This window comes from Micromonospora rifamycinica, from assembly GCF_900090265.1.
Lineage (GTDB): Bacteria > Actinomycetota > Actinomycetes > Mycobacteriales > Micromonosporaceae > Micromonospora > Micromonospora rifamycinica.
In genome coordinates this window covers 390487-414932 of sequence record NZ_LT607752.1, presented here as the reverse complement: position 1 = coordinate 414932, position 24446 = coordinate 390487, and the positions used below count along the sequence as shown (strand labels likewise).

Here is a 24446-nt window from a genome sequence, read left to right as displayed (position 1 = left end):
CGGACTGCTGGCCGCGCGGCCCGGCCGGCTGCCGGCCCCGCCACCCCACCGGCAACGGCCTGTCGTCATCCGGCGGCCCACCGGGCTACCCGCCTCCGCGCCAGCCGCCGGGCGTGCTGCGTGGCCGGAGTCGGAGCGACAGCGGAGCGACGGGCGCGCGCCCTGGCGGCGGCGCGTGCGGCCCGTCAAGGGCCGCCTTGAAGACGTACAGAAACTATGAACCACATCGCCGGCAGCCGGCCAGTCGGTGACTGGACACGGGATGGTGCGGGGACCGGGTCGCTCCGTACCCTGGCTGGATGGCCGACCTCGTCGATACCGCTCGGGAAGTTGCGCGACATCTGTTGGAGACGCCGTTGCCTCGTCGATGGAGGCACGTCCAGGCGGTGGCCGCCAAGGCGGACCGGATCAGCGCGGCGGTCCCGGCCGAAGATCGCGCGGTGCTCGTAGCGTCGGCGTGGCTGCATGATGTGGGCTACAGCCCCGACCTGGTCGACACCGGCTTTCACTCCCTCGACGGTGGCCGATGGTTGCGGCGTGAGCGGTTCAACGAGCGCATTGCCGCCCTGGTAGCTCATCACTCCTGCGCGTGGCTGGAAGCAGAGGAACGTGGGCTCGGTGACGTCCTGGCCGCCGAGTTCCCTCGGGAGGAGACCGCAGTGACCGATGGGCTCTGCTTCTCCGACATGACGACCGGGCCGGACGGCCAGGACTTCGAGGTGTTGGAACGGCTCGCGGAGATCCGGTCACGGTATGGGCCAGACCACCTGGTGACCCGGTTCATCGGTCGGGCGGAACCGGAGATGGTTGCCGCTGTGCGGCGGACTCAGGAGCGGCTCGCCGGCGCTGTCCGTCAGCCGATGTAGGGCTCGGGGCGTTCCTCGTAGCCGTGGGTGATGCGCAGCAGGGTCGATGGATGAATGTCGAGCGCGGCCAGCTCGTCGCGGGTAACCCACCGGACTTCGTGTGACTCGTCGCTCGGGGTCGGGGTGCCGCTGACCGGCACGGCACGGAAGCAGAGCGAGAACTGCTGCCGGACCTCGCCGTCCGAGTACTCGATGACATGGCCGGGGTCGGAGTAGACGCCAACCATGCCGGTCACCTCGACACTGATGCCGGTCTCCTCGCGGGTCTCCCGGACTGCCGTCTCGGCGACCGATTCGCCGATCTCCTGGCCACCGCCGGGCAGGGACCATAGGCCGTTGTCGGTGCGCCGGATGAGCAGCACCCGGGCCTGCTCGTCCCGGACGAAGACGGAGACGGCGACGACGATGCTGTTGGCCTTCGGCGCGTTCGGGTCGTGGTAGTGCTCGGTTCTCGCCATGCCTCTAGGCTGCCACCTCGTCGCCGGGTCGGGGCTTCGAGGCCAACAGGATTCGGTCAAAGCTGTCGGAGTAGGTGCGGAACAGGTCGCCGCCGTTGAGCTTGCGCAGGTGCATCACGGGCGCGTGTGGTGCCGGGAAACCGAGAACGTGCATGTTGACCAACATCTCGTCGTCGAAGCGGTAGATCGAGTTGTAGAGAGTCGTGTCGTGGTAGAGCACGTTCACCTTCGGCGCACCGTCAAGCCGTTTGTAGTACCCCTGGACCTGGCGGATCTTCGCGGCCATCACGCCGGGCGCACCCTCCTCGACGCTCCTCCGCTCGATCGCGGCGCTGGTCGGATCACCGAGGAGGATGTTCACCGTTACACCGTCAAGGCCCTTTTGACGTAGGACGTCGACAAGCATCGGGTCCTGTTCTACGAGGAATAGGCCGGCGTAGGCCAGTACGTCGATGCGCTGCTCGGCCCGTTCGATCAGTCGACGCCACAGGTCGTTCGGCACCGAGGACCGCCGGGAGTAGAGCTGGACCATTTCGCTCTGCCCGATCTTCGACGCCCGTTCCGGTGTCACTGCCTCCGGCCAGAGATACGGGACGTCTTCGCGCACCATCGCCGCGATGGCGTGCCGATGACGCGGATACGGCGTCCGATTCTGGGTGATCCAGCGTTCCACGGTCTTCGCGTCGACCCCGATCCTCTCGGCTACGGCGACGGGAGTCAGGCCGTTGCGCAGGATGGCATCGCGTAGCCGGTCGTTCGGCATCGGACACTCCTCAAGGGACGACTTTAGGACGACTACAAGGTAGCCGAGACGTCCCATAGTCGTCCAGTCCATCGGATGGGCTGTCCCCCGCTTTCCGGGAGTCTTTACCGCAGAGGCCAAGAGCAGAAAGTCCACCGGGGACAAGCTCACTACCTGGCCCGAGACACAGGAGGTTTGTTGTGAAGCTGTACGTGGACACCCAGAGCAAGCAGGTTCAGGTGACGAAGGACCCGGAGCCGAAGAACGACCAGAACGGCAACCAGCGGTCGGAGAAGAACACCGGCCGGCTCATGTGGTCCACCCAGGTCTTCGTGCTCGACGAGACCGGTGGCGAGATCATCACCATCACCACGGCGGGAGAGAAGCCGGGCGTGACGGTGGGACAGCTCGTCGCTGTCGAGCAGTTGGAGGCTATTCCGTGGGCGACCAACGGGCGTAACGGCGTCGCGTTCCGTGCGATCTCGCTGAAGCCGAAGGCTGGTGCATCGGCGGCCAAGTGAGGTTCTTCGCTCACCGTGCTGTGTGAGCCTCTGGTGTCTTCGCACGAAGCGGCCTGACGGTCCGCTGATCTGAGATCCAAGGTCCGGGAGTGGTTCCGACTCCTACATTCCCGGCCCGTCACCACCTGTGGTGGTGGCATCCCGCATGAGTGGCGCGGGGTCGGTCCGACTCCTACATCTGCCGACCCCGTGCCCTCCAACTCATCCGACCCAACTCGTACTTGGGAGGACGTGTCATGTCCAAGTCTAGCCCTCGCCGCTCGTTCGGGCGGAAGTCAACCGGAACCGTGACGGTCATCGAGGCCAAGGTTCACCGGTCGTCGGCCCGGAACGCTCGCATGGCGTTCATCCTCACTGCGGTCATCATCGGCGTACTCGCTGCCGTGGTGGCCGCTGCCTACGTACACCCGATCATCGCGCTGTTCATCGGCGCGGCCGTCAGCGTCCCGTGTGGCGCGCTGGCCTGGCTCCTGGTCCGCATCTGGCCGGTACTGCGGCGGCTGTGGTGGTGGACCCCCGAAATCGTCCTGGCCGTGCTGCTGCTCACCGGTTGGGTGCAGCTCGCCACCCACACTCCGACCCCGGTCACCCTGGCCGTCGTCGCCGTCGTCCTCGGCGTCCCGGCCGCTGTTCCCGCCCTCCGCCGCCAGGTCGTCGCCTGGGTGTGGTGCCTGATCGTGCGCCACCGGCTGCGGGTGTGCTTCGCGCAGTTCATCATCGCCAACCAGTCGGGCTCCCTCCCGCTGATCCTCTGGGCCACGCCGACCCCGGTCGGCGAACGGGTCTGGGTCTACCTGCGCCCCGGCCTGTCCCTGGCGGACCTGGAAGGCCGCCTCGACAAGATCGCGGTGACCTGCCACGCATCATCTGTCCTGGTCGAACGGGCCTCGGACGGCAATGCCGCATACCTGCGGTTCGACATCAAGCGCCGCGAGGTGCTCACCGCGACCGTCACGTCTCCCCTGGCCGACGTCATCGACCCCGACGCCCCGGCCACCGACCGGCCGACGCCGGTCATCCCCACCGCCCTGGACCTGCCCGACGTCCAGGCCCCCACCATCACCCTGCCCGCCCAGCCCAGGAAGCAGGCCGCCACGTCGGCCAACGGCAGCAAGCCGGCCCCCGCGCCGTCGTCGGACGCCGACGACCTCTCCGACTGGCTCTGATCCCGCACCCAACCCAACCCGGACGCGGGGAGCCCTACGGGCTCCTTCGTGTGGCTTCCCGCGCCCACCAACGCCCAAGGAGGGCACCCATGGCTACGGCATCCGCCCCGACCGCCGGCATTCCGGTGGGGCCTGGCCTGTCGATGTTCGACCCGATCTTCATCGGCATCGACGAGTTCGGCCAGCACGTCTACATCACCCTGGCCTACCGCAACCTTCTCGCTGGCGGCGAACCCGGCGGAGGCAAGTCCGGCCTCCTCAACACCATCGCCGCTCACGCCGCGCTCTCCGTCGACTCCCGCCTTGTCCTGCTGGACGGCAAGCTCGTCGAACTGGGGCAGTGGGAGGACTGCGCCGACGCGTTCATCGGCCCCGACATCACCGCCGCCCTCGACGTCCTGCGACGCCTGCAAACGGTGATGAACAACCGCTACGCCTGGCTACGCGCCCACGGACGTCGCAAGGTCACCGCCCTCGACGGACTCTCCGTCATCACCATCCTCGTCGACGAGATCGCCTTCTACTCCGCCACCATCGGCAGCAAGCAGGAGCAGGAAGAGTTCGTCGCCCTGCTCCGCGACCTGGTCGCCCGGGGACGTGCCGCCGGCATCCCCGTCATCGCCGCAACTCAGCGGCCGTCGTTCGACATCATCCCCACCAGCCTGCGGGACCTGTTCGGCTACCGCGCCGCGTTCCGCTGCACCACCCCCAACAGCTCGAACATCGTCCTCGGTCACGGCTGGGCCGAGCAGGGCTACACCGCCACCGACATCGCCCCCACCAACCAGGGCGCGGCCTACCTCATCGCCGAAGGCGGCACCCCTCGCCGCATCAAGGTGGCCTACCTCGATGACGCCCAGATCGCCGGCATCGCCGACTACGCCACCTGGACCCGTCGCCCCACCCGCTTATCCGCACCCACCGGAACCCGAGTCGACTGGGAGACCGCCGCATGAGCCTGCTCCAGCGCATCCACGCACGTCGCACCCCGCGACCGACCACCCGATACGTCAACCGCTTCGTCGTCGGCACGCCCGCCGAACTCGCCACGCTCCTGAAGCTGGCCGCCGATAACGGGATTCTCGCCTTCGCCTCCGCGCCCGTGCCGCTGCCCGACGACCCCACCCGATTCCGCCGCTACCTGCGGCTGCGCACCCGCTGAACGGCCGACGGAACCGGCTCAAGCCCTGGAAAGCAGACCAGTTCCGCCGACCTCCCACCAAGCCCTTCTGAAAGGACGTGGCTGCCGTGAAGGCTACCCAGAACCCGCCCACCACCGGAATGGTCACCACTGCTGACCTGCTCCGGATGGCTGCCCTCTACCTGCGCCGGCACGGCTGGCACCAGGGCACCTACTACGCCCCCACCACCGACATCCCCACCCCGCCGGCCTGCGCCGCCGGGGCCATCCGCATCGCCTGCGCCGGCCGCCCGGTCGAGCGCTTCGTCCAGCTCGACGACGACACTATCGCCGACTACCTCACCGCTCTCGACGTGTTCGTCGACCACCTCGACGTCAGCGCGCCCATGTTCTTCATCGACGAGGACGGCTACCTCCTCGACGAACACACCTCCCCCTACTCCTGGAACGACGACCCGGCCCGCACCGCCGAGCAGGTCATCACTGCCCTAAAGGCCGCCGCCGAGGAGTGGGACCGCCTCCACACCGCCGGGAGTGAGAACCGGTGAGCACCGTCAAGGCGTCCTTGACGCCATCCGTCCCGCGGCAGAAGCGGCGGGAGGTCGTCGAGAACGACCAGTTCGCCGCCTTCACCCGGCGCATCATCCGCGCCCACGGCCGACGCGTCGCCACCGGCGACGTCGAAGCACTCCGCGACCTCGTCGCCCTGTCCGCCGATCTCGACCGGGCCATCGGTGAGGCCGTCGTCGGCCTGCGGGCCTTCGGCTACTCCTGGGCCGAGATCGGCTCCCGCCTCGGCATCTCCCGTCAGGCCGCCCAGCAGCGTTGGGCAGACCGCTCATGACCGTCTTCTACGACCCGACCGGCAGCCGCTACGGCATGCCCACCTATCCGTACCGGATGGCCCCCGACGGCCTGGCCACCCGGCGGCAACTCCGCGCCGCCGGTCTCCGGCCCGCCGGACAGGAACCCGTCTGCCAGATCCTCTGGCGTCGCGGTAAGCGGGTCGCCTACCTCTACCGCCTCGACCTCGCCAAGCCGAAGCGGACCGCCACGCCCGCCCAGCGGGAAGCCATCACCAAAGCGCTCCGCGCCCGCCGCACCTGTGCCGTCTGCGGCCTGGTGCAGCCCTACTACATCCCCCGCCGCTACGGCTGCTGCCTCGACTGCCACGGAGGCCACTGATGCCCGCGAAGACCTCGACTGCCGGCACCCGTGTGGAGGGTGTCGTCCTGGTCCTCATCCTCATCGCCGTCGCCGGCTTCGCCGGAGCGGCCTCGTTCACCCACGTCAAGGACTGGACCCTCGCCAACTCCCCCACCGGCACCGGGCAATGGTTCGGTTGGGCCAACGCCGTCATCTCCGAACTCGTCCCCATCGCCTGCCTATTGACCATCCGCCGACGCCGCCGGGCCGGCGCTTCCATCGGCTACCCGCTGTTCCTGCTCATCGCCGCCGCCGGCCTCTCCCTCGCCGCACAGCTCGCGGTCGCCAAACCCGGCCTGTCCGGATGGCTCCTGTCCGCCGTACCCGCCCTGGCGTTCATGGCCCTGGTGAAACTCGTCCTCGCCCCCGTCAAGGGCGACAACCCCACCCCGCCGGTCGCCAAGCCGGCCGAACCCCTCCACGTCCAGGTGACCGAGCAGGTCACCACCGAACCGGCACCGCCGGCCGCCATCACCACCGACCCGGAACCCCTCCCGGCCACCGCGCCGGAGCCCGTCACCGTCACGGTTGCCGCGCCGCAACCCGTCAACCCTCCGGCACCGGAGCCGGTCGACGTCCCTACCCACCTACTGCCCATGGCCCGCTTCGCCGCCGTCCAGCACGAGCAGAACACCGGAGCACCCATCACCCCGGGCGAGTTGGCCGACCGGCTCGACGTCACCCCGGCCGTCGCCGGGCAACTCCTCACCACCCTGACCGGTGGTGCCCGATGACCATCGTCATCGTCGACATCGAACACGTCACCCACACCTGCCCCGTCTACCCCGACGGGCACCCGTACGACATCCGGCGCACCGTCGTCGACGTCATCCCCGGCGGCCCCTGCCGGGCACCGGTCACCGTCCGCTGCGGCGAACAGACCACCCTCATCCCCTGCCACCGGCACGAACCGGCCAAGCGCCAATGCGGCGCCTGCCGGGTCATCGTCACCGAACGCACCATCACCACCCGCACCCCCGACGGGAACGCGGCTTGATGGCCTCGACGCTGGACCTCACCCCCCGCGCTTCGGCCCGGGGGGTGGGCACGAACGCCGACGTCCCACCCATCTACGGCTACACCGCCGCCGGCTCTGCCTTCGAGCGCGCCACCCGACCCGACTACTTCGGGTGGATCGAGCACGTCCGCGCCGCCGCCGGCTGCACCCGCCCCATCCGCCTCGCCGGAAGCCTCCTCACCGTCGACCCCACCACCGGTCGGGTCGTCGACCAGCGGCACACCGACACCATGCCCGACGCGGTCATCTACACCGCCTGCGGCAACCGACGCGCCACCGTCTGCCCCTCCTGCGCCCACACCTACCAACGCGACGCCTACCAACTCCTGCGCGCCGGCCTCATCGGCGGCAAGGGCGTACCCGACACCGTCACCCAGCATCCGGCGGTGTTCCCCACCTTCACCGCCCCGTCATTCGGACCGGTCCACGTCCGGGCGGTCCGCAAACACACCTGCCGGAACCGCAAACGCTGCGACTGCCGTCCCGACCCCTGCCACGCCCGCCGCGCCACCGACCCCACCGCCGGCCGCTGCCCCCACGGTCGCCCCGCCGCCTGCTGGGCCAGGCACGAACCCGGGGACGCCGCACTCGGTCAACCGCTGTGCCTGGACTGCTACGACCACGACCACCAGGTCGTCTGGAACCTCTTCTCGGGCGAACTGTGGCACCGCACCAAGCAAGCCGCGGAACGGCACCTCGCCAAACTCGCCCGCCACCGCGGCATTCCCCGCGTCCAGGTCGTCGCCGCCTCCGGCACCACCCGCACCGTCCCACCCGTCCGGCTGTCCCACGGCAAGGCCGCCGAGTTCCAGGCACGCGGCGCGGTCCACTTCCACGCCCTCGTCCGCCTCGACGGCGTCGAGCCCGACGACCCCACCGCCGTCGTCCCACCACCGGCCGCCTTCACCACCGCCGACCTCGTCGACGCGCTCCGCCACGCCGCCGCGCAGGTCGCGTTCGCCACCCCCACCCACCCCGACCGGCCCGACGGCTGGCCGATCGCCTGGGGCGAGCAGCTCGACATCCGCCCCATCACGCTGACCGGCCACGGCGAGGTCACCGACAGCATGGTCGCCGGCTACCTTGCCAAGTACGCCACCAAGAGCACCGAGGTAACCGGACACCGCTCCGTCAGGCTCACCGCCGACACCATCGGCGACCACGCCGACCCCGACGGCGACCACACTGCCCGCCTCATCGACGCCTGCTGGCGCATCGGCCGACCCACCGGCACCCCCGTGCCCCTCTCGCAACGGCCCCGCGACCACCGGCCCCGGCCCGGCTTCGTCGACCGCTGGGAGTGCCCCGACTGCGGCACCCACACCCGGTATGCCGCCTGCCCCGTCTGCGTCGCCCACCGTCAAGCCGGCCTTGACACCGAATCGACGCGACCGCCCAACCCCAACCCGTACGCCCGGCTGCGTCGCTGGGCGCACATGCTCGGTTTCGGCGGCCACTTCCTCACCAAGGCCCGGCGGTACTCCGTCACCTTCCAACTCCTGCGCGACACCCGCCGCCACCACCGGCAGCGTGAGGACCAGGACCACGGGCACCCGGTCGCCGGCGGCCAGCTCGTCGACGAGCACGACGACACCACCCTGATCGTCGGCACCCTCACCTTCGCCGGCGTCGGCTGGCACACCACCGGTGACGCCCTCCTCGCCAACACCGCCGCCGCCATGGCCCGGGAACGACAAGCCACCGGCCGCGAAGAACTCGCCCACGAACTCGGCACCACCCCGGCCGGCATCGCGCCGGCTGCTGCCTGACCCCTCCGACTGCTGGGAGACGACATGACCCCCGTGTCACCGCTCAAGCTCTGGACCGTCGACGACGTCTCGGCGTACCTCGGCGTTCCCGTCCAGACCCTCTACACCTGGCGCAAGCGTCGCACCGGGCCACCTGCGGCCCGCGTCGGCCGTCATCTGCGCTACGACCCGGATGCCGTCCGGGCCTGGTTCGTCCAGCAGACCGCAGCTTGAGGGGAGGAACCGACCATGGCTCACATCGAGGATCGCTGGTACAAGACGGTCGTCGTCGACGACCGCAACGTCCAGGTGCCCAAGGCCACCCACGGCAAGGGGATGCGCTACCGGGTGCGCTACATCGGCCCGGACGGACGGGAGCGTTCGGAGTCGTTCCCGGACAGGCGCAAGCGGGACGCCTCGGCGTTTCTCGCCCAGGTCCAGGCCGACATCCTCAAGGGCACCTACGTGGACCCGGACGCCGGTCGGGTGACGTTCCGCAAGTACGCCGACGAGTGGCTGAGCGCCGCATCCTGCGACGAGTCGACCCGGGAACGGTTGGAGCGACAGTTCCGCCTGCACGTCTACCCGGTCTTCGGTGACCGCCCCATCGCCGCCGTCCAGCCGAACACGATCCGGGCCTGGGCCAAGCAGCTCCAGGACTCGGGCATGGCGGCCAGCTACCGGCGGAACCTGTTCAACGACGTGTCGATGATCCTCAACGCGGCCGTCGACGACCGGAAGGTGATCAGCAACCCCTGCGCACTCAAGACGGTCCGGGCTCCCCGGTACGTCCCGGCCAAGGTCCTCCCCTGGTCGACGGACCGCCTCGCCTCGTTCCGTGCCGTGATGCGGGAACGCTATCGGATCGCCGTCGACCTGGGTGCCGGCTGCGGACTCCGGCAGGGCGAGATCTTCGCCGTCAGCCCGGACGACGTCGACACCTCGCGGCGACTGCTCCACGTCGTCCGCCAGATCAAGATCGTGCGGGGAACCCTGGTCTTCGCCCCACCCAAGGGCGGCAAGTTGCGGGAGGTCCCGCTACCCGACGCGGTCGCGGCACGGCTACGCGAGCACGCCGACCAGGTCGCCCCCGTACCGGTGACCCTGCCATGGGGCACCCCCGACGGCGAACCCCGGACGGTCACGGTCTACCTCAGCACCGCCAACGGCGACCCGATCAGCCGACCGTCGTTCAACGCCAATGTGTGGAAGCCGGCCATCCGGGCGGCCGGCGTCGAGGACACCCGACAGAACGGCATGCACGTCCTACGCCACACGTACGCCTCGGTGCTGCTCGACGCGGGCGAGAACATCAAGGCGCTGTCGCTGTACCTCGGCCACGCCGACCCCGGCTTCACCCTGCGGGTCTACACCCATCTCCTGCCGACCAGCGAGGACCGCACCCGCCGGGCGATCGACTCCGCCTTCGGGCACGGCCCCACGACCCCCGACGGCCTGGCGACGGCCTAGCAGGGTGCCGGAACGGTGTTCGCGCAGCTCAGGGCGGGTTAGGGCGTCACTTGGCGTTGAAGTAGTTCGCCTCCGGGTGATGCACCACGATCGCGTCGGTGGCCTGCTCCGGCACCAACTGGAACTCCTCCGAGAGCTGCACCCCGATCCGCTCCGCGCCGAGCAGGTCCACCACCTTCGCCCGGTCCTCCAGGTCCGGGCAGGCCGGGTAGCCGAACGCGTACCGGCAGCCCCGGTAGTCGTTGCGCAGCAGGCCGGCCAGGTCGGACGGGTCGCCGGTGGCGACCGCGCCGCCATCGGGCAGGGTCAGCTCGGAGCGGATCCGCCGGTGCCAGTACTCGGCCAGCGCCTCGGTGAGCTGCACGGACAGCCCGTGCACCTCCAGATAGTCGCGGTACTCGTTGGCGGCGAACATCTTGGCGGTGTACTCGCTGATCGGCTGCCCGACGGTGACCAGCTGCAACGCCACCACGTCCAACTGGTCGCCCCTCGGACGGAAGAAGTCGGCCAGGCACAGTCGCCGCTCCTGCCGCTGCCGGGGGAAGGAGAACCGGGCCCGCTCGGTGTTGCCGTTCTCGTCCAGCACCACCAGGTCGTTGCCCTCGGAGTAGGCCGGGAAGTAGCCGTACACCACGGCCGCCTCCAGCACCTGGTCGGCGATCAGCCGGTCCAGCCAGTACCGCAGCCGGGGCCGACCCTCGGTCTCCACCAGCTCCTCGTACGACGGGCCGTCGCCGCCCCGCGTGCCGCGCAGCCCCCACTGACCGAGGAAGGTGGCCCGCTCGTCCAGCAGCGCCGCGTAGTCGGCCAACGGCACCCCCTTGACCACCCGGGTGCCGAAGAACGGCGGGCTGGGCACCGCCACGTCGGTCGCCACGTCCGAGCGGACCGAGGCGTCGTGCAGCTCCGGCAGCACCTCGGTGACCAGGGTGCGCTGCTTCTCCCGGCGGGCCCGCCGGGCCGCCAGCGCCGCCTCCCGCTCCGGGTCGATCACCGGGGCGCCACCGCGCTTGGCGGTCATCACCCGGTCCATCAGGGCCAGCCCCTCGAAGGCGTCCCGCGCGTAGTGCACCTGGCCGGGGAACATCGCCCGCAGGTCGTCCTCGACGTACGCGCGGGTCAGCGCCGCCCCGCCCAACAGCACCGGCCACCGGTCGGCCACCCCGCGCGACGCCATCTCGGCGAGGTTCTCCTTCATGATCACGGTGCTTTTGACCAGCAGCCCGGACATCCCGATCGCGTCGGCCCGGTGCTCCTCGGCCGCGTCGAGGATCGCGTTGATCGGCTGCTTGATGCCGATGTTGACGACCTCGTAGCCGTTGTTGGACAGGATGATGTCGACCAGGTTCTTGCCGATGTCGTGCACGTCGCCACGTACGGTGGCCAGCACGATCCGGCCCTTGCCGCCGTCCTCGACCGCCTCCATGTGCGGCTCCAGGTAGGCCACCGCCGTCTTCATCACCTCGGCGGACTGGAGCACGAACGGCAGCTGCATCTGCCCGGAGCCGAACAGCTCGCCGACGACCTTCATCCCGTCCAGCAGGATGTCGTTGATGATGGACAGCGGGGACCGGCCCTGCGCCATCGCGGCGTCCAGGTCGGCCTCCAGGCCGTTGCGCTCGCCGTCGATGATCCGCCGCTTGAGCCGCTCGTCCAGCGGCAGCCCGGCCAACTCCTCGGCCCGGGTGGCCCGCGCCGACGCGGCGTCGACACCCTCGAACGCCTCGATGAACCGCTGCACCGGGTCGTAGCCCTCACGCCGCCGGTCGTAGATCAGGTCGAGGGCGACCTCGCGCTGCGCCTCGGGGATCTTCGACATCGGCAGGATCTTGCTGGCGTGCACGATCGCCGACGTCAACCCGGCCTGCACGCACTCGTGCAGGAACACCGAGTTGAGCACCTGCCGGGCCGCCGGGTTGAGCCCGAAGGAGACGTTCGAGATGCCCAGGGTGAAGTTGACCCCCGGGTAGCGGGCGGCGATCTCCCGGATCGCCTCGATCGTCTCGATGCCGTCGCGCCGGGTCTCCTCCTGGCCGGTGGCGATCGGGAAGGTCAGCGCGTCGATGAGGATGTCCGACCGGTCCATCCCCCAGCGGCCGGTCAGGTCGTCGATCAGCCGGGCCGCCACCCGGACCTTCCACTCCCGGGTACGCGCCTGCCCCTCCTCGTCGATGAGCAGCGCCACCACGGCCGCCCCGTGCTCGGCGATCACCGGCATCACCCGGGCGTAGCGGGAGTCGGGGCCGTCGCCGTCCTCGAAGTTGACCGAGTTGACCACGCAACGCCCGCCGAGCATCTCCAACCCGGCCTCGATCACCGCCGGCTCGGTGGAGTCCAGCATGATCGGCAGGGTGGACGCGGTGGCGAACCGACCGGCCAGCTCCCGCATGTCCTGGGTGCCGTCCCGGCCGACGTAGTCGACGCACAGGTCGAGCAGGTGCGACCCGTCGCGGGCCTGGCTGCGGGCCACCTCCACGCACGCCTGCCAGTCGGCGGCGAGCATCGACTCACGGAACGCCTTGGAGCCGTTGGCGTTGGTGCGCTCCCCCACCATCAGCACCGAGGCGTCCTGGGCGAACGGCACCGGGTGGTAGATCGACGAGACACCGGCCTCGTGCCGGGGCTCCCGGGCCGCCGGGGTCGCGCCGTGCAACCGCTCGGCCAGCGCCCGGATGTGCTCCGGGGTGGTGCCGCAGCAGCCGCCGATCAGCCCCACTCCGTAGTCGGCGACGAACCGCTCCAGGGCGTCGGCCAGCTCCACCGGGCTCAGCGGGAAGTACGCCCCGTCGGCGGTCAGCACCGGCAGGCCGGCGTTCGGCATCACCGACAGCGGGATCCGGGAGTGCTGGGAGAGGTACCGCAGGTGCTCGCCCATCTCGGCCGGGCCGGTCGAGCAGTTCAGCCCGATCAGGTCCACCCCCAGCGGCTCGATGGCCGCCAGCGCCGCGCCGATCTCGCTGCCCACCAGCATGGTGCCGGTGGTCTCCACCGCCACGTGGCAGATGATCGGCACCTGCTGCCCCAGCTCGGCCATCGCCCGCTTCGACCCGACCACGGCCGCCTTGACCTGGAGCAGGTCCTGGCAGGTTTCGATGATCAACGCGTCCGACCCGCCGGCGATCAGCCCGGCGGCGTTCTCCTGGTAGGCGTCCCGCAGCGTCGCATACGGGGCGTGGCCCAGGGTGGGCAGCTTGGTGCCGGGGCCGATCGAGCCGAGCACGAAGCGGGGCCGATCGGCGGTCGCGTACGCGTCGGCGGCCTCCCGGGCGATCCGCGCGCCGGCCTCGGACAGCTCCCGGATGCGCTGCGGGATGTCGTACTCGGCGAGGTTGGCGAGGTTGGCGCCGAACGTGTTCGTCTCGACGCAGTCCGCGCCGGCCGCCAGGTACGCCTCGTGCACCCCGCGGACGACGTCGGGCCGGGTCACGTTGAGGATCTCGTTGCAGCCCTCCAGCCCTTCGAAGTCGTCGAGGCTCAGGTCGGCAGCCTGGAGCATTGTCCCCATCGCGCCGTCGGCGATGAGAATCCGGTCGGCCAGCACATCCCGCAACGAAGTCCGCACAGGTTCAGGTTAGTGCGCGAGTCCCGCCGATTGCTGACCCCCGGCGCCGTCCCACTATGTGTCCCTCCGCTCACCGGGCCGGTTCGTACCGGTTCGGTGACCCGGCGGGTCGGCGGACCGGCGCGGCCGACGGGCCACCCGCCGCACCGGGACGTAGGCTGGCGGACGTGAAGGACATCAGGGACGCCACCGTGCACGGCGGGCGGGTGACCGGGACGACCCCCGGCGCCGTCGGCGACGAGCGGGGCGAGGTGACGGCGTGACCGAGTTCGACGGGCTGCCGGTGCTGCGGTCCCCGGTGGCGATCGCCGCCTTCGAGGGCTGGAACGACGCCGCGGACGCCTCCACCGCCGCCGTGGAACACCTCGAACAGGTCTGGCAGGCCCGGGAGATCACCGAGATCGACCCGGAGGAGTTCTACGACTTCCAGGTCAGCCGCCCGACCATCACGATGTCCGACGGCGAGACACGCCGGGTGGAGTGGCCCACCACGAAGTTCATGGTGGCCAGCCCCGAGGGCACCGAGCGCGACGTGGTGCTGATCCGGGGCATCGAGCCGAGCATGCGCTGGCGCACCTTCTGCCAGCAGGTGCTGGAGATCTGCCACAGCCTGGAGGTGGAGCGGGTGGTGCTGCTCGGCGCGTTGCTGGCCGACGTGCCGTACACCCGGCCGTTGCCGATCAGCGGCAGCGCCTCCGACGCCCAGGCCGCCCAGCGCTACCAGCTCACCCCCACCCGCTACGACGGGCCCACCGGTATCGTCGGGGTGCTCCAGGACGCCTGCACCCGGGCCGAGGTCGACGCGGTCTCGTTCTGGGTGCACGTGCCGCACTACGCCAACAACCCGCCCTGCCCGAAGGCCACCCTCGCCCTGCTGCACCGGGTGGAGGACGTGCTCGACCTGCCGGTGCCGATGGCCGACCTGGCCGAGGAGGCCGCCGAGTGGGAGCAGCGGGTCCGCAGCGCCGCCGAGCAGGACGCCGAGTTGGGCGAGTACGTCCGCGAGCTGGAGGAGCGGGTGGGTGACGCGGGCATCACCCCGCTGACCGGCGACGAGATCGCCCAGGAGTTCGAGAAGTACCTGCGTCGTCGGGGCGGTTCCGCCGGCCCCACCGCCGGTTCCTGGTAACAACGCCTACCGTCGGTCCGCCCCGGTCGGTCAGCCGACCGGGGCGGTCGCGTGTCCGGGGTGGCGCCGTCACTCCCGCTAGGGCATCCTAGGAACCTAGCTGTCATGAGGAGGCGGGCGTGCAGATCAACCCGGGAGCCGCCGAGTTCCCGCACCGGCAGATCGCCGCGCAGCTCAAGGCCCAGGTGCGCCGGGGTGACTGGGGGCCGGGCGAGCGACTGCCGTCCATCCCGGCCATCGCCGAGATGTTCGGGGTCGCCAAGCAGACCGTGCAGCGCGCCGTCGACCAGTTGCGGGTCGAGGGCATCCTGATCACCAAACCCGGCTCCGGTACGTACGTCCGGGGCACCCGGCGGCGACTCAACCGGCTCTCCCGGGGCCGTTACGGTGGCTTCCGGGGCTACCACGCCGACCTCGCCGCCCGGTACCGCCAGCAGCTCGTCTCGGTCGGCCGGGCACCCGCCCCGCCCGAGGTGGCCGACGCGTTCGGCGTCGCCGACGGCACCGAGCTGCTCTGCCGCCGGCACCTGGTCCGCACCGACGACTCCCCGGTGGAGGTGGGCGCCTCCTGGTTCCTGCCGAAGGACACCGCCGGCACCTCACTGGAGCGGGCCGAGGCGTTCGGTCGGCCGCTCTACCAGGAGGCCGAGGAGGCGACCGGACGCCGGTACGCCACCGCCGCCGACACCATCAGCGCCCGCCAGCCCAGCCGGGAGGAGGCCGAGACCCTCCAGATCCGCCCGGACACCCCGGTGCTGCACCTGCTGCACGTCGCCTACGACACCCACCGCAGACCGATCGAGGTCGCCCAGGCCACCTGGCCCGGCCCGATGACCACGCTGACCGAGGAGTACCAGGTACCCGCCCCGGCGCAGGACCCGGATCCGGACCCCGGGCTGGTCCTCGGCTGACCGGGATACCACCACCGCACACCGGCGGGCGACAGTGGGCGGGCCGCCCCGGGAACGCCTCAGGTGCGCGCGGTGGCCACCAGCACGGCCACCCCGAGCGCGACGACGACCAGTGAGGCCACCACCCCGAGCGCCTCGCCCACCCGGGGCGGGACCGTGGCGCCCAGGGCCGCGCCGATCATCGCGAGCACGGTCTGCCACAGCAGCGAGGCCAGACCGGCGGCGGCGACGAACACGGCGGGTCCGATCCAGGTGCCCGTCGCGGCGGTCACCATCCCGGCCAGCGCGAAGAAGTACAGCAGGGTCAACGGGTTGATCGCGGTCAGGAGCACGAACCGGGCGTAGACCGACCGGTGTCCGGTCGCCACGCCGGCACCGGCCGGACCCGCAGGACCCACCCCCACCGGCACCGGACCGCCGGCGGCACCGGCCCTGGCCAGGTCTACGGCGGCCGGACCGGCCCCGGGGACGGTGGCGGCCGGAGGACCGGCGGTGACGGGGCCGACCGGGGCGGGCCGCGCGCCGGCCGGCGCGCGGCGCAGCGCGATCAGCTGGTGGCAGCCCAGCGCGATGACCACCACCCCGGACAGGTAGCGGGGGGTGTCCCCCCACGAGGCGATCACCGGCGCGATCGCGGCCCCGGTCAGCAGCGCGCCGAGGCAGTACAGGGTGTCGACGGTGGCCACGCCGGAAGCGGCGGCCAACCCGCCGCGGTGGCCGCGCAGCATCCCCTCCCGAACGACCAGCACCCCGATCGCCCCGAGCGGCATCGCCACCCCCAGCCCGGCGGCGAAGCCGGCGACCGCGAGCACCACGACGTCATCAACCATCCCCCGAGTCTGGGCGAAACGCGGGCGAGCCGCCGACAATTATCCGGCGGCACCGTACGATTCCCGGTGTGGACGCGCTGGACGAGCAGATTCTCGGCATCCTGCAGGACAATGCGCGGTGCTCGTTCAGCGAGATCGGCCGACGGATCGGCCTCGGCACCAACGCCACCGCCGCCCGGGTCCGCCGGTTGGAGGACGACGGCGTCATCCTCGGCTACACCGTCGTCACCGGCCACGACGCACCGGAACCCCACGGTGGCCTGGAGGTGTTCGTCGACGTGCTCCTCGACGCCGACACCGACTACGAGACGTTCGTCGCCGCCATCGCCCCGATCCCGCAGGTCATCGACGCGGTGCACATGACCGGCCCCTACGACTACCTGCTGCGGGCCCGGCTGCGCGACACCGCGGCCCTGGACTCGCTGCTGCGTCGGCTCAAGAAGAGCTGCGGCGTGGTGCAGACCCAGACCCGGGTCGCGCTGCGCCAGCCGACGTCACGACGCGGCGGCCGGTGAGCGCGCCCCCACCGTCAGCGGCCGGGCCGGACCAGAGCCGGGTGATCCGCTCCCCCGTGCGGCCGGGCCGGACCAGCCGGGTGATCCGCCCCTACATCCTCACCGTCAGAGGCGGATGCCGAGCAGGGCGTCGAGGGTGACGGCGAAGAGCGCGGGGGCTCCCGGGTCGCCGCCGGTGCCGGCGAGGGTCGCCGCCGCCCACCTGTCGGCCAGCGCCAGGGCGCCCGGGGTGTCCAGATCGTCACCGAGGCGCTCGCGTACCCCGGCCAGGAAGGCCGCGCCGGACGGCCCGGACGGCGCGGCGGCGGCCCGCCGCCAGCGGTCCAGCCGCCGGTGCGCGGCGTCGAGCACCTCGTCGGTCCAGGCCCGGTCGTCCCGGTAGTGGCCGGAGACCAGACCGAGCCGGACGGCCATCGGGTCGACCCGGTCGGCGCGCAGCCGGGAGACGAAGACCAGGTTGCCCTTGGACTTGGACATCTTCTCGCCGTCCAGGCCGATCATGCCGGCGTGCACGTAGTGGTCGGCGAAGGGCGCCTCGCCGGTGAGCCGCTCGGCGTGCGCGGCGGAACACTCGTGGTGCGGAAAGATCAGGTCGTTGCCGCCGCCCTGCACGTCGAGCCGGTCGCCGAGCAGGTTCAGCGCGATCACCGTGCACTCGATGTGCCAGCCCGGCCGGCCGGCGCCCAGCTCACCGCCCGGCCAGGACGGCTCGCCGTCGCGGGCACCGCGCCACAGCAGCGGGTCGAGCGGATCGCGTTTGCCGGCCCGGTCCGGGTCGCCGCCGCGCTCCGGGAAGATCTCCAGCATCTGCTCCCGGCTCAGGTTCGACTCGTAGCCGAACTCCGGGGCGGCGGCGATGTCGAAGTAGACGTCGCCGCTGCCGTCGTCGAGCCGGTACGCGGCACCGTCCTTGAGGAGCTCCTGGACCCGGTCGGCGATCTCCGGGATCGACTCCACCGCGCCGACGTAGTGCGCGGGCGGGATGATCCGCAGCGCCTCCATGTCCTCGCGGAACAGGGCCGTCTCCCGCATCGCCAGGACCTTCCAGTCCTCGCCGTCGCGCTCGGCCCGCTCCAGCAGCGGGTCGTCGATGTCGGTGACGTTCTGCACGTACCGGACGGTCAATCCGGCGTCGCGCCACATCCGCTGCACCAGGTCAAAGGTGATCATGGTGGCGGCGTGCCCCAGGTGGGTGGCGTCGTACGGGGTGATGCCGCAGACGTACATGGTCGCCGGGCCGGCGGGACGACTCGGGTGGACACCGCGCCGGGCCGAGTCGTACAAGCTCAGTGGCCCGGCGTCACCCGGCAGCCGTGGCACCTCGTGTCCCACCCAAGAGTCCATGACCGTCAGCCTAACGAGCGCTCCGGCCACCCGGAGGAACCGCTCGGGTGATCAACGCGACAACGACTCAGATGGGCGGCCAGGGCATCGCCGGCCACTCCTGCGGCGGCAGCGGGTAGCGGCCGGTGTCCCGCAGCCGCCGCACCCGGGCGCCCACCTCGGCGATCTCGCCGAGGGTCAGGTGCGCGGCCAGCTCCTCGCCCAACTCCCCGGCGAGCTGGCCGGCGAGGGTGTCGAGCACCTGCACCGCGTCCGGTGGGAGCTGCCGGCCGGCCCAGCCCCACAGCACGGTGCGGAGCTTCTCCTCCACGTGGAAGCAGACCCCGTGATCCACCCCGTAGATCCGGTCGTCCGCGCCGACCAGCACGTGACCGCCCTTGCGGTCGGCGTTGTTGAGCACCGCGTCCAGCAACGCCAACCGGGCCAGCCGGGGATCGTCCGCGTGCGCCAGGGCGTACGCCGAGCCGTCCTCGTCCCGGGCCGCGGCCACCGGGAACCAGCGCGGCGGCACCGCCTCGGCCGGCACGAACCCGACCAGCGGCTCGGCGTCGTCGGGCTCGTCGATCCAGAGCTGACACGACCCCGGGCCGAGCGGCCCGTCCCGTAGCACCGTCGGCGGGACCAGGTCCCAGCCGGTGGCCCGGGAGACCAGGTATGCGGAGACCTCCCGGCCGGCGAGGGTGCCGTCGGGGAAGTCCCAGAGCGGACGCTCACCGCGCACCGGCTTGTAGACGCAGCGGGCCGTCCGGTCGTCCAGGGTCAGGGTCGCCCGCAGGGTGGTGTTGGAGGCGTCGACCAGGCGACCCTCCAGCTCCAGTTCACCGTCGCAGAGCAGCCGGAGCGCGGCGCTGGCGTCCTCGCGCTGCACCTCCGACGAGGTCACCGGTGGTAGCCGTTGTGCCGGGGGCAGAGGTGACCGGCCGGGTCGAGCGGCTGGCCGCAGAGCGGGCAGGGCGGACGGCCGGCGTTGACCACCCGGCGGGCCCGCTCGATGAACTCGCGGGTCGCCTCGGGCGTCAACCGCACCCGCAGCCGGTCGAGGTCCTCGTCGGGCTCCTCGTCGTCGTCCTCGTCGATGTCGTCGTCGCCCAGCTCGACCTCGGCCTCCGCCTCACCGGCGGCGATCGCCTCGATCACCACGGTGGCCGAGTCCACGTCGAACGCCAGCCCGAGGGTGCCGACCCGGAACTCCTCGTCGACCGGGCTGTCCAGCGGGTCGTTGTCGCCGACGGCGGCCGGTGCCTCCGGCAGCTCGACACCGAACCGGCGCTGCGCCTCGGAGAGCAGCTCCTCCAGCTTCTCGGCGAGCAGGGACACCTGGACCTTCTCCAGCGCGACGCTGACCAGCCGGCCACCGCCGCGGGCCTGGAGGAAGAACGTGCGCTCCCCGGGCGCCCCGACCGTCCCGGCGACGAACCGCTCCGGCGGCTCGAACGCGTGCACCTGGTGGGTCATACCCACGACCCTATCCGGAGCGTGGAACCGTCGCGCAAGGCACCGACGCCGAATCAGCCGAGGGCGAAACGGCGCGGCCCGGCCCGGTCGTGGTCGACCGGTTCAGCCGGCGCTCCCCGCGCCCCCGCCGACAGCCGCGTCGGAGTCGACAGCCCGGGCCGCCCGACGCCGCCGCTTGGGTCGCGGGGGCACCAGGGCGGCCAGGTCACCGCCGGTGTCGTTGAGCCGGACCAGGAACGGCCGCAACGGGGTGTAACGGATCGCGGTGACCGAGGCCGGGTCGGCGACCAGGCGTTGGAACAGGTCCAGGTGCATCCCGAGGGCGTCGGCCACGATGGCCTTGATCACATCGCCGTGGCTGCACGCCAGCCAGACCGCCTCCGGCCCGTGCTCCGCGGTGATCCGGGCGTCCCAGGCGCGGACGGCGGCGACCGCGCGGGCCGACATCTGCGCCATCGACTCGCCGTCGGGGAAGACCGCGGCACTGGGATGCTGCTGCACCACCGGCCAGAGCGGCTCCTTGGCCAGCTTCTTCAGCGGCTGCCCCTCCCAGGCGCCGTAGCCGCACTCGATCAGCCCCTCCTCGACCACCGGCTCGGCCTGCGGCAGCGCCAGCTCGAGGGTCTGCCGGCAGCGGATCAGCGGACTGGTCACCACCGCCGCGAGCGGCACCGGCCGCAGCCGGTCGCCGACCGCGACCGCCTGGGCCCGGCCCGTCTCGTCCAGCTCGACCGGCTGGCGGCCGGCCAGACCACCGTCGGCGTTCGCGGTCGTCCGGCCGTGTCGCAGAAGCAGAAGGGTCGCCACGCCCCCACCCTAGGCGCAGTCCGGACCGCGACGGCCCCCGACACCGGCGGCGGTGTCGGGGGCCGTCGGCCGGGGCGGATCAGGTGGCGCTGATCGTGCCGGTGAGCAGCAGCGCCAGCACCAGGGTGCCGAGCGCCACCCGGTAGAGCACGAAGACGTACAGGGTGTGGTGCGCCACGTACCGCAGCAGCCAGGCGATGGCCGCGTAGCCGACGCCGAAGGCGATGATGGTGGCGACCACCATCTGCGCCACCGACGGCACCGAGGTGCCCGGCGCGGCCGGCTCGAAGACGTCCCCGACGCTGAAGATCCCGGACATCACCACCGCCGGGATGGCCAGCAGGAACGAGTACCGGGCGGCGGCCTCCCGGGTGAGGTTGAGCAGCAGGCCCGCGGTGAGCGTGCCGCCGGAGCGGGACACCCCGGGGACCAGCGCCATCGCCTGGGCGAAGCCCATCACGATGCCGTCGCGCATCCGGAAGTTCGCCAGGGTACGGGTCTGCCGGCCCCAGTACTCGGCGAAGGCCAGCACGAAGGCGAAGACGATCAGGGTGGTGGAGACCACCCACAGGTTGCGTCCGGCGGTGCGGATCTGGTCCTTGAACAGGAAACCGAGCAGCCCGATCGGGATCGAGCCGACGATCACGTACCAGCCCATCCGGTAGTCGAGGCTGGACCGGACCGAGGCGTCCCTGATGCCGACCAGCCAGGTCCGGGTGATCCGCCAGATGTCCTTGGCGAAGTAGATGAGCACGGCCGCCTCGGTGCCCAGCTGGGTGACCGCGGTGAAGGACGCGCCCGCGTCCTGGTCGAAGAAGATCGCCGAGGTGATCCGCAGATGCCCCGACGAACTCACCGGAAGGAACTCGGTGAGCCCCTGGACGATGCCCAGGACGATGGCCTCGACCCAGGTCACTCGCCGACTCCCGAGAGGTCGAGGGCCTCGGCGACGGTCCGCAGGGTCTGCACGCCGCTCTCCCGGTCGGCCACGAACAGGGTGACCGACAGGGTGGTCACCCCGGCCGCCGCGTACTCCCGCATCCGCTCGGCGATGCGTTCCTTGGGGCCGAGCAGCGAGGTGCGGTCGATGAACTCCATCGGCACCGCCGCCGCCGCGTCGCGCTGCTGCTTGGCCAGGTAGAGGTCCTGCACCTGACGGGCCGCGTCGCCGTAGCCCATCCGGGTGGCGAGCTGGTTGTAGAAGTTCTGCTGCCGGCTGCCCATCCCGCCGACGTAGAGGGCGGCGTACCAGCGGACCAGCTCGGCGCAGGCGGCCACGTCGTCGCCGACCACCACCGGCACCGACGGCACCACGTCGAAGCCGGCGAGCTCCTTGCCGGCCCGGGCCCGGCCCGCCCGCACCGAGGCGAGCTGCTCCTCGGCGAACTCCGGGGAGTAGAAGACGGCGAGCCAGCCGTCGGCGATCTCACCGGCCAGTTCCAGGTTCTTCGGCCCGACCGCGGCCAGGTAGACCGGGATGTGGGGGCGCGGCGGATGGAAGCCCAGCCGCAACGCCTTGCCGGGGCCGTCGGGCAGCGGCAGCGTGTAGTGCGCGCCGTCGTAGGCGACCTCCTTGCGGGCCACCGCCAGCTTCACGATGTCGACGTACTCGCGGGTGCGGGCCAGCGGCTTGGCGAACCGGACACCGTGCCAGCCCTCGGAGACCTGCGGACCGGAGACCCCCAGGCCGAGCCGGAACCGGCCGCCGGAGAGCGCGTCGATGGTCGCCGCCGTCATCGCGGTCATCGCCGGGGTCCGGGCGGGGATCTGCATCACCGCGCTGCCCAGGTCGATCCGCTCGGTCTGGCCCGCCATCCAGGCCAGCATGCTCGGCGCGTCGGAGCCGTACGCCTCCGCCGCCCACACCACCGAGTAGCCGAGACGGTCCGCCTCCTGGGCGAGCGCCAGGTAGCCGGCCGGTGTACTCCACGCCGTCTGATATCCGAGGTTGAGCCCGAGTCGCACTGATCCTCCCCATCCCGCACCCACAGGTCGCATCAGGTTACGCAATGACCCGGCCCCCGCCGCCCACCGGCTCGCCCCCGCCGGCGGGCCGCGTGCCGCGGGCCGCGACGGGAGGTGGACGACGAGCGACCGGGCCGGCGCGTGGAGTGCCCAACGAGCGACCCGGGGCGGTGGTGACGGTCGGATCGGCGACCCGACAGGCAGAGATGCCGGGAGCGAGGATATCGGTTGCGCCGGGTTCGAAATAAGGTTCACCCATGCAACAGCGACCGCTCGGCCGAAGCGGGCTGGCGGTTTCCCGGCTCGCGCTCGGCACCATGACCTGGGGCCGGGACACCGACGCCGACGACGCGGCGGCCCAGCTGAAGAGCTTCCTCGACGCGGGCGGCAACCTGGTCGACACCGCCGACGTCTTCGCCGACGGGGACGCCGAGTCGGTGCTCGGGTCGCTGCTGGGCACCCTGGTCCCCCGCGAGGACGTGCTGATCGCCACCAAGGCGGGCCTGCGTCCGGGCAGCGGCCGACGGCGGGACGGTTCCCGCGGGCACCTGCTGCGCACCCTGGACGCCTCCCTGCGCCGGCTCGGCACCGACCACGTCGACCTGTGGCAGGTGCACGGCTACGACCCGGACACCCCGCTGGAGGAGACCCTGGCCGCGCTGGACCACGCGGTCGCCTCCGGCCGGGTCCGGTACGTCGGGGTGTCGAACTTCTCCGGCTGGCAGACCGCCCGCGCCGCCGCCTGGCAGGCCGCCTGGCCGGGGCGGTCCCCGGTGGTCGCCGCCCAGGTCGAGTACTCGCTGCTGGAGCGGGGGGTCGAGCGGGAGGTGCTGCCGGCCTGCGCCGCCCTCGGCCTGGGGGTGCTGCCCTGGTCGCCGCTCGGGCGGGGGGTACTGACCGGCAAGTACCGCAACGGCCGCCCGGCGGACTCCCGGGCCGCCTCGGCGCACTTCGAGCCGTTCGTCGCCACCTACCTGGAGCCGCGCTGCTCCAGCATCGTGGAGGCGGTGAGCATCGCCGCCGGTGGGCTCGGGGTGTCCCCGCTGGAGGTGGCGCTGGCCTGGATCCGGGACCGGCCGGGGGTGACCGCGCCGATCCTCGGCGCCCGGACGGTGGGCCAGCTGCTCGGGGCGTTGCAGGTGGAACGGATGACCCTGCCGGAGGAGATCACCACGGCGCTGGACGACGTGTCCGCGGTGCCGGTCGGCTACCCGGAACGCGAGGGCTGAGCCCGCCACGGACTCCGCCGCGGGCGTGGCCGCCCGCGGTGGTGGCGCGGCGCACCGGGTAGGGGGTGGCGCCGGGCCGCCGGGCTGGGCAGCATGGGTGTCATGGACTACGAATACGCGCCGCTGCGGTTGCCGCCCAACGTCGACCGGTTGACCGCCGCGGCGCAACTGGCGATCCAGGCGGAGTTCTCCGGCTGGGAGCTGGCCCGGGTTCAGCTCTTCCGGGACGGCACCCGCAAGGTGGTGCTGCGTCGCCGTCGGGTCGCCCAACCGCAACCCGGCCTGTCCTACTGACCCGCCCGGCACCCGGAGGCAGCCCGGCACCCAGAGGCCAGCCGGCACCCGGAGGCGGCGGTCCGGGAA

Annotated in this window: 28 protein-coding genes; 18 read left to right on the top strand and 10 right to left on the bottom strand. The window is 71.7% G+C overall.

The window, feature by feature from the left end:
* Positions 1-299 precede the first annotated feature (299 nt).
* Positions 300-866, top strand: a complete 567-nt coding sequence (locus GA0070623_RS01705) for an HD domain-containing protein (protein WP_067305571.1) — start codon at positions 300-302, stop codon at positions 864-866.
* Here the strand turns inward: GA0070623_RS01705 and GA0070623_RS01700 are convergent.
* Positions 854-1324 (bottom strand): NUDIX hydrolase, encoded by a 471-nt coding sequence (locus tag GA0070623_RS01700; protein WP_067305568.1) that lies wholly within the window; start codon positions 1322-1324, stop codon positions 854-856. The two genes, GA0070623_RS01705 and GA0070623_RS01700, sit on opposite strands and share 13 nt — an antisense overlap.
* 4 nt (positions 1325-1328) lie before the next feature.
* A complete protein-coding gene (locus GA0070623_RS01695; RefSeq protein WP_067305566.1) occupies positions 1329-2087 on the bottom strand; it encodes an XRE family transcriptional regulator in 759 nt (252 codons plus the stop codon).
* Positions 2088-2266: 179 nt separating this feature from the next.
* Here GA0070623_RS01695 and GA0070623_RS01690 point away from each other — a divergent pair, with 179 nt between their 5' ends.
* The 12 genes from GA0070623_RS01690 to GA0070623_RS01635 all read left to right on the top strand — a co-directional run bounded on the left by GA0070623_RS01690 (position 2267) and on the right by GA0070623_RS01635 (position 10336).
* Positions 2267-2587: a hypothetical protein gene (locus GA0070623_RS01690; protein WP_067305563.1), complete on the top strand. Its 321-nt coding sequence runs from the start codon at positions 2267-2269 to the stop codon at positions 2585-2587.
* A gap of 236 nt (positions 2588-2823) precedes the next feature.
* Positions 2824-3753 (top strand): hypothetical protein, encoded by a 930-nt coding sequence (locus GA0070623_RS01685; RefSeq protein WP_067305560.1) that lies wholly within the window; start codon positions 2824-2826, stop codon positions 3751-3753.
* A gap of 89 nt (positions 3754-3842) precedes the next feature.
* The gene (locus tag GA0070623_RS01680; RefSeq protein ID WP_067305557.1) at positions 3843-4709 is read left to right on the top strand and encodes an FtsK/SpoIIIE domain-containing protein; all 867 of its coding nucleotides are present in this window, start codon (positions 3843-3845) and stop codon (positions 4707-4709) included.
* Positions 4706-4915, top strand: a complete 210-nt coding sequence (locus GA0070623_RS01675) for a hypothetical protein (RefSeq protein ID WP_067305555.1) — start codon at positions 4706-4708, stop codon at positions 4913-4915. The genes GA0070623_RS01680 and GA0070623_RS01675 overlap by 4 nt, the downstream gene beginning before the upstream one ends.
* An 86-nt stretch (positions 4916-5001) precedes the next feature.
* Positions 5002-5442 (top strand): DUF6197 family protein, encoded by a 441-nt coding sequence (locus GA0070623_RS01670; RefSeq protein WP_067305594.1) that lies wholly within the window; start codon positions 5002-5004, stop codon positions 5440-5442.
* A complete protein-coding gene (locus GA0070623_RS01665) occupies positions 5439-5738 on the top strand; it encodes a hypothetical protein (protein ID WP_067305552.1) in 300 nt (99 codons plus the stop codon). Before GA0070623_RS01670 ends, GA0070623_RS01665 begins: the two co-directional genes overlap by 4 nt.
* The gene (locus GA0070623_RS01660) at positions 5735-6079 is read left to right on the top strand and encodes an RRQRL motif-containing zinc-binding protein (protein ID WP_067305549.1); all 345 of its coding nucleotides are present in this window, start codon (positions 5735-5737) and stop codon (positions 6077-6079) included. Before GA0070623_RS01665 ends, GA0070623_RS01660 begins: the two co-directional genes overlap by 4 nt.
* Positions 6079-6834 carry a hypothetical protein gene (locus GA0070623_RS01655; RefSeq protein WP_067305546.1) on the top strand — a complete coding sequence of 252 codons (756 nt, stop codon included), beginning with the start codon at positions 6079-6081 and terminating at the stop codon, positions 6832-6834. The genes GA0070623_RS01660 and GA0070623_RS01655 overlap by 1 nt, the downstream gene beginning before the upstream one ends.
* Entirely contained in the window at positions 6831-7097 is a 267-nt protein-coding gene (locus GA0070623_RS01650; RefSeq protein WP_067305543.1) for a hypothetical protein, read from the top strand. The genes GA0070623_RS01655 and GA0070623_RS01650 overlap by 4 nt, the downstream gene beginning before the upstream one ends.
* Entirely contained in the window at positions 7097-8887 is a 1791-nt protein-coding gene (locus tag GA0070623_RS01645; RefSeq protein WP_067305540.1) for a replication initiator, read from the top strand. Before GA0070623_RS01650 ends, GA0070623_RS01645 begins: the two co-directional genes overlap by 1 nt.
* Positions 8888-8911: 24 nt before the next feature.
* The gene (locus GA0070623_RS01640) at positions 8912-9100 is read left to right on the top strand and encodes a helix-turn-helix domain-containing protein (RefSeq protein WP_067305537.1); all 189 of its coding nucleotides are present in this window, start codon (positions 8912-8914) and stop codon (positions 9098-9100) included.
* Between the two features lie 15 nt (positions 9101-9115).
* Positions 9116-10336 (top strand): tyrosine-type recombinase/integrase, encoded by a 1221-nt coding sequence (locus GA0070623_RS01635; RefSeq protein ID WP_067305534.1) that lies wholly within the window; start codon positions 9116-9118, stop codon positions 10334-10336.
* 46 nt (positions 10337-10382) lie between these two features.
* Here GA0070623_RS01635 and metH read toward each other — a convergent pair whose 3' ends face one another.
* A complete protein-coding gene (gene metH, locus GA0070623_RS01630; RefSeq protein ID WP_407937984.1) occupies positions 10383-13841 on the bottom strand; it encodes a methionine synthase in 3459 nt (1152 codons plus the stop codon).
* A gap of 316 nt (positions 13842-14157) precedes the next feature.
* On the opposite strand from metH, the gene GA0070623_RS01620 reads away from it, so the two are divergent.
* Positions 14158-15027: a PAC2 family protein gene (locus GA0070623_RS01620; RefSeq protein ID WP_067305527.1), complete on the top strand. Its 870-nt coding sequence runs from the start codon at positions 14158-14160 to the stop codon at positions 15025-15027.
* A 119-nt stretch (positions 15028-15146) separates the two neighbouring features.
* Entirely contained in the window at positions 15147-15938 is a 792-nt protein-coding gene (locus tag GA0070623_RS01615) for a GntR family transcriptional regulator (RefSeq protein ID WP_067305524.1), read from the top strand.
* 59 nt (positions 15939-15997) lie between these two features.
* Here GA0070623_RS01615 and GA0070623_RS01610 read toward each other — a convergent pair whose 3' ends face one another.
* A complete protein-coding gene (locus GA0070623_RS01610; RefSeq protein ID WP_067305522.1) occupies positions 15998-16768 on the bottom strand; it encodes a LysE family transporter in 771 nt (256 codons plus the stop codon).
* A gap of 68 nt (positions 16769-16836) precedes the next feature.
* Here GA0070623_RS01610 and GA0070623_RS01605 point away from each other — a divergent pair, with 68 nt between their 5' ends.
* Positions 16837-17283, top strand: coding sequence for an Lrp/AsnC family transcriptional regulator (locus tag GA0070623_RS01605; protein WP_067305519.1), 447 nt, complete (start codon positions 16837-16839; stop codon positions 17281-17283).
* Positions 17284-17388: 105 nt separating this feature from the next.
* Here the strand turns inward: GA0070623_RS01605 and mshC are convergent, their stop codons facing one another.
* The 6 genes from mshC to GA0070623_RS01575 form a co-directional block, all read right to left on the bottom strand.
* Entirely contained in the window at positions 17389-18627 is a 1239-nt protein-coding gene (gene mshC / locus GA0070623_RS01600; RefSeq protein ID WP_067305516.1) for a cysteine--1-D-myo-inosityl 2-amino-2-deoxy-alpha-D-glucopyranoside ligase, read from the bottom strand.
* 67 nt (positions 18628-18694) lie between these two features.
* Positions 18695-19510: an SCO1664 family protein gene (locus tag GA0070623_RS01595; protein ID WP_067305513.1), complete on the bottom strand. Its 816-nt coding sequence runs from the start codon at positions 19508-19510 to the stop codon at positions 18695-18697.
* Positions 19507-20082, bottom strand: coding sequence for a DUF3090 domain-containing protein (locus GA0070623_RS01590; protein ID WP_067305510.1), 576 nt, complete (start codon positions 20080-20082; stop codon positions 19507-19509). Before GA0070623_RS01590 ends, GA0070623_RS01595 begins: the two co-directional genes overlap by 4 nt.
* Positions 20083-20184: 102 nt before the next feature.
* Positions 20185-20889 (bottom strand): histidine phosphatase family protein, encoded by a 705-nt coding sequence (locus GA0070623_RS01585; protein ID WP_067305507.1) that lies wholly within the window; start codon positions 20887-20889, stop codon positions 20185-20187.
* A gap of 79 nt (positions 20890-20968) precedes the next feature.
* Positions 20969-21805 (bottom strand): undecaprenyl-diphosphate phosphatase, encoded by an 837-nt coding sequence (locus tag GA0070623_RS01580; RefSeq protein WP_067305504.1) that lies wholly within the window; start codon positions 21803-21805, stop codon positions 20969-20971.
* Positions 21802-22854: an LLM class F420-dependent oxidoreductase gene (locus GA0070623_RS01575; RefSeq protein WP_067305501.1), complete on the bottom strand. Its 1053-nt coding sequence runs from the start codon at positions 22852-22854 to the stop codon at positions 21802-21804. Before GA0070623_RS01575 ends, GA0070623_RS01580 begins: the two co-directional genes overlap by 4 nt.
* A gap of 257 nt (positions 22855-23111) precedes the next feature.
* Between GA0070623_RS01575 and GA0070623_RS01570 the strand changes: the two genes are divergently transcribed.
* Entirely contained in the window at positions 23112-24083 is a 972-nt protein-coding gene (locus tag GA0070623_RS01570; RefSeq protein WP_067305498.1) for an aldo/keto reductase, read from the top strand.
* A 102-nt stretch (positions 24084-24185) separates the two neighbouring features.
* A complete protein-coding gene (locus GA0070623_RS01565) occupies positions 24186-24377 on the top strand; it encodes a DUF5703 family protein (protein WP_067305588.1) in 192 nt (63 codons plus the stop codon).
* Positions 24378-24446 lie beyond the last annotated feature (69 nt).

Coding starts and splice junctions, on each gene's coding strand:
- GA0070623_RS01705 (WP_067305571.1), top strand. CDS start 300: ATGGCCGACCTCGTCGATACCGCTCGGGAAGTTGCGCGACATCTGTTG.
- GA0070623_RS01700 (WP_067305568.1), bottom strand. CDS start 1,324: ATGGCGAGAACCGAGCACTACCACGACCCGAACGCGCCGAAGGCCAAC.
- GA0070623_RS01695 (WP_067305566.1), bottom strand. CDS start 2,087: ATGCCGAACGACCGGCTACGCGATGCCATCCTGCGCAACGGCCTGACT.
- GA0070623_RS01685 (WP_067305560.1), top strand. CDS start 2,824: ATGTCCAAGTCTAGCCCTCGCCGCTCGTTCGGGCGGAAGTCAACCGGA.
- GA0070623_RS01680 (WP_067305557.1), top strand. CDS start 3,843: ATGGCTACGGCATCCGCCCCGACCGCCGGCATTCCGGTGGGGCCTGGC.
- GA0070623_RS01675 (WP_067305555.1), top strand. CDS start 4,706: ATGAGCCTGCTCCAGCGCATCCACGCACGTCGCACCCCGCGACCGACC.
- GA0070623_RS01660 (WP_067305549.1), top strand. CDS start 5,735: ATGACCGTCTTCTACGACCCGACCGGCAGCCGCTACGGCATGCCCACC.
- GA0070623_RS01655 (WP_067305546.1), top strand. CDS start 6,079: ATGCCCGCGAAGACCTCGACTGCCGGCACCCGTGTGGAGGGTGTCGTC.
- GA0070623_RS01650 (WP_067305543.1), top strand. CDS start 6,831: ATGACCATCGTCATCGTCGACATCGAACACGTCACCCACACCTGCCCC.
- GA0070623_RS01645 (WP_067305540.1), top strand. CDS start 7,097: ATGGCCTCGACGCTGGACCTCACCCCCCGCGCTTCGGCCCGGGGGGTG.
- GA0070623_RS01640 (WP_067305537.1), top strand. CDS start 8,912: ATGACCCCCGTGTCACCGCTCAAGCTCTGGACCGTCGACGACGTCTCG.
- GA0070623_RS01635 (WP_067305534.1), top strand. CDS start 9,116: ATGGCTCACATCGAGGATCGCTGGTACAAGACGGTCGTCGTCGACGAC.
- metH (WP_407937984.1), bottom strand. CDS start 13,841: ATGGGGACAATGCTCCAGGCTGCCGACCTGAGCCTCGACGACTTCGAA.
- GA0070623_RS01610 (WP_067305522.1), bottom strand. CDS start 16,768: ATGGTTGATGACGTCGTGGTGCTCGCGGTCGCCGGCTTCGCCGCCGGG.
- mshC (WP_067305516.1), bottom strand. CDS start 18,627: ATGGACTCTTGGGTGGGACACGAGGTGCCACGGCTGCCGGGTGACGCC.
- GA0070623_RS01590 (WP_067305510.1), bottom strand. CDS start 20,082: ATGACCCACCAGGTGCACGCGTTCGAGCCGCCGGAGCGGTTCGTCGCC.
- GA0070623_RS01570 (WP_067305498.1), top strand. CDS start 23,112: ATGCAACAGCGACCGCTCGGCCGAAGCGGGCTGGCGGTTTCCCGGCTC.
- GA0070623_RS01565 (WP_067305588.1), top strand. CDS start 24,186: ATGGACTACGAATACGCGCCGCTGCGGTTGCCGCCCAACGTCGACCGG.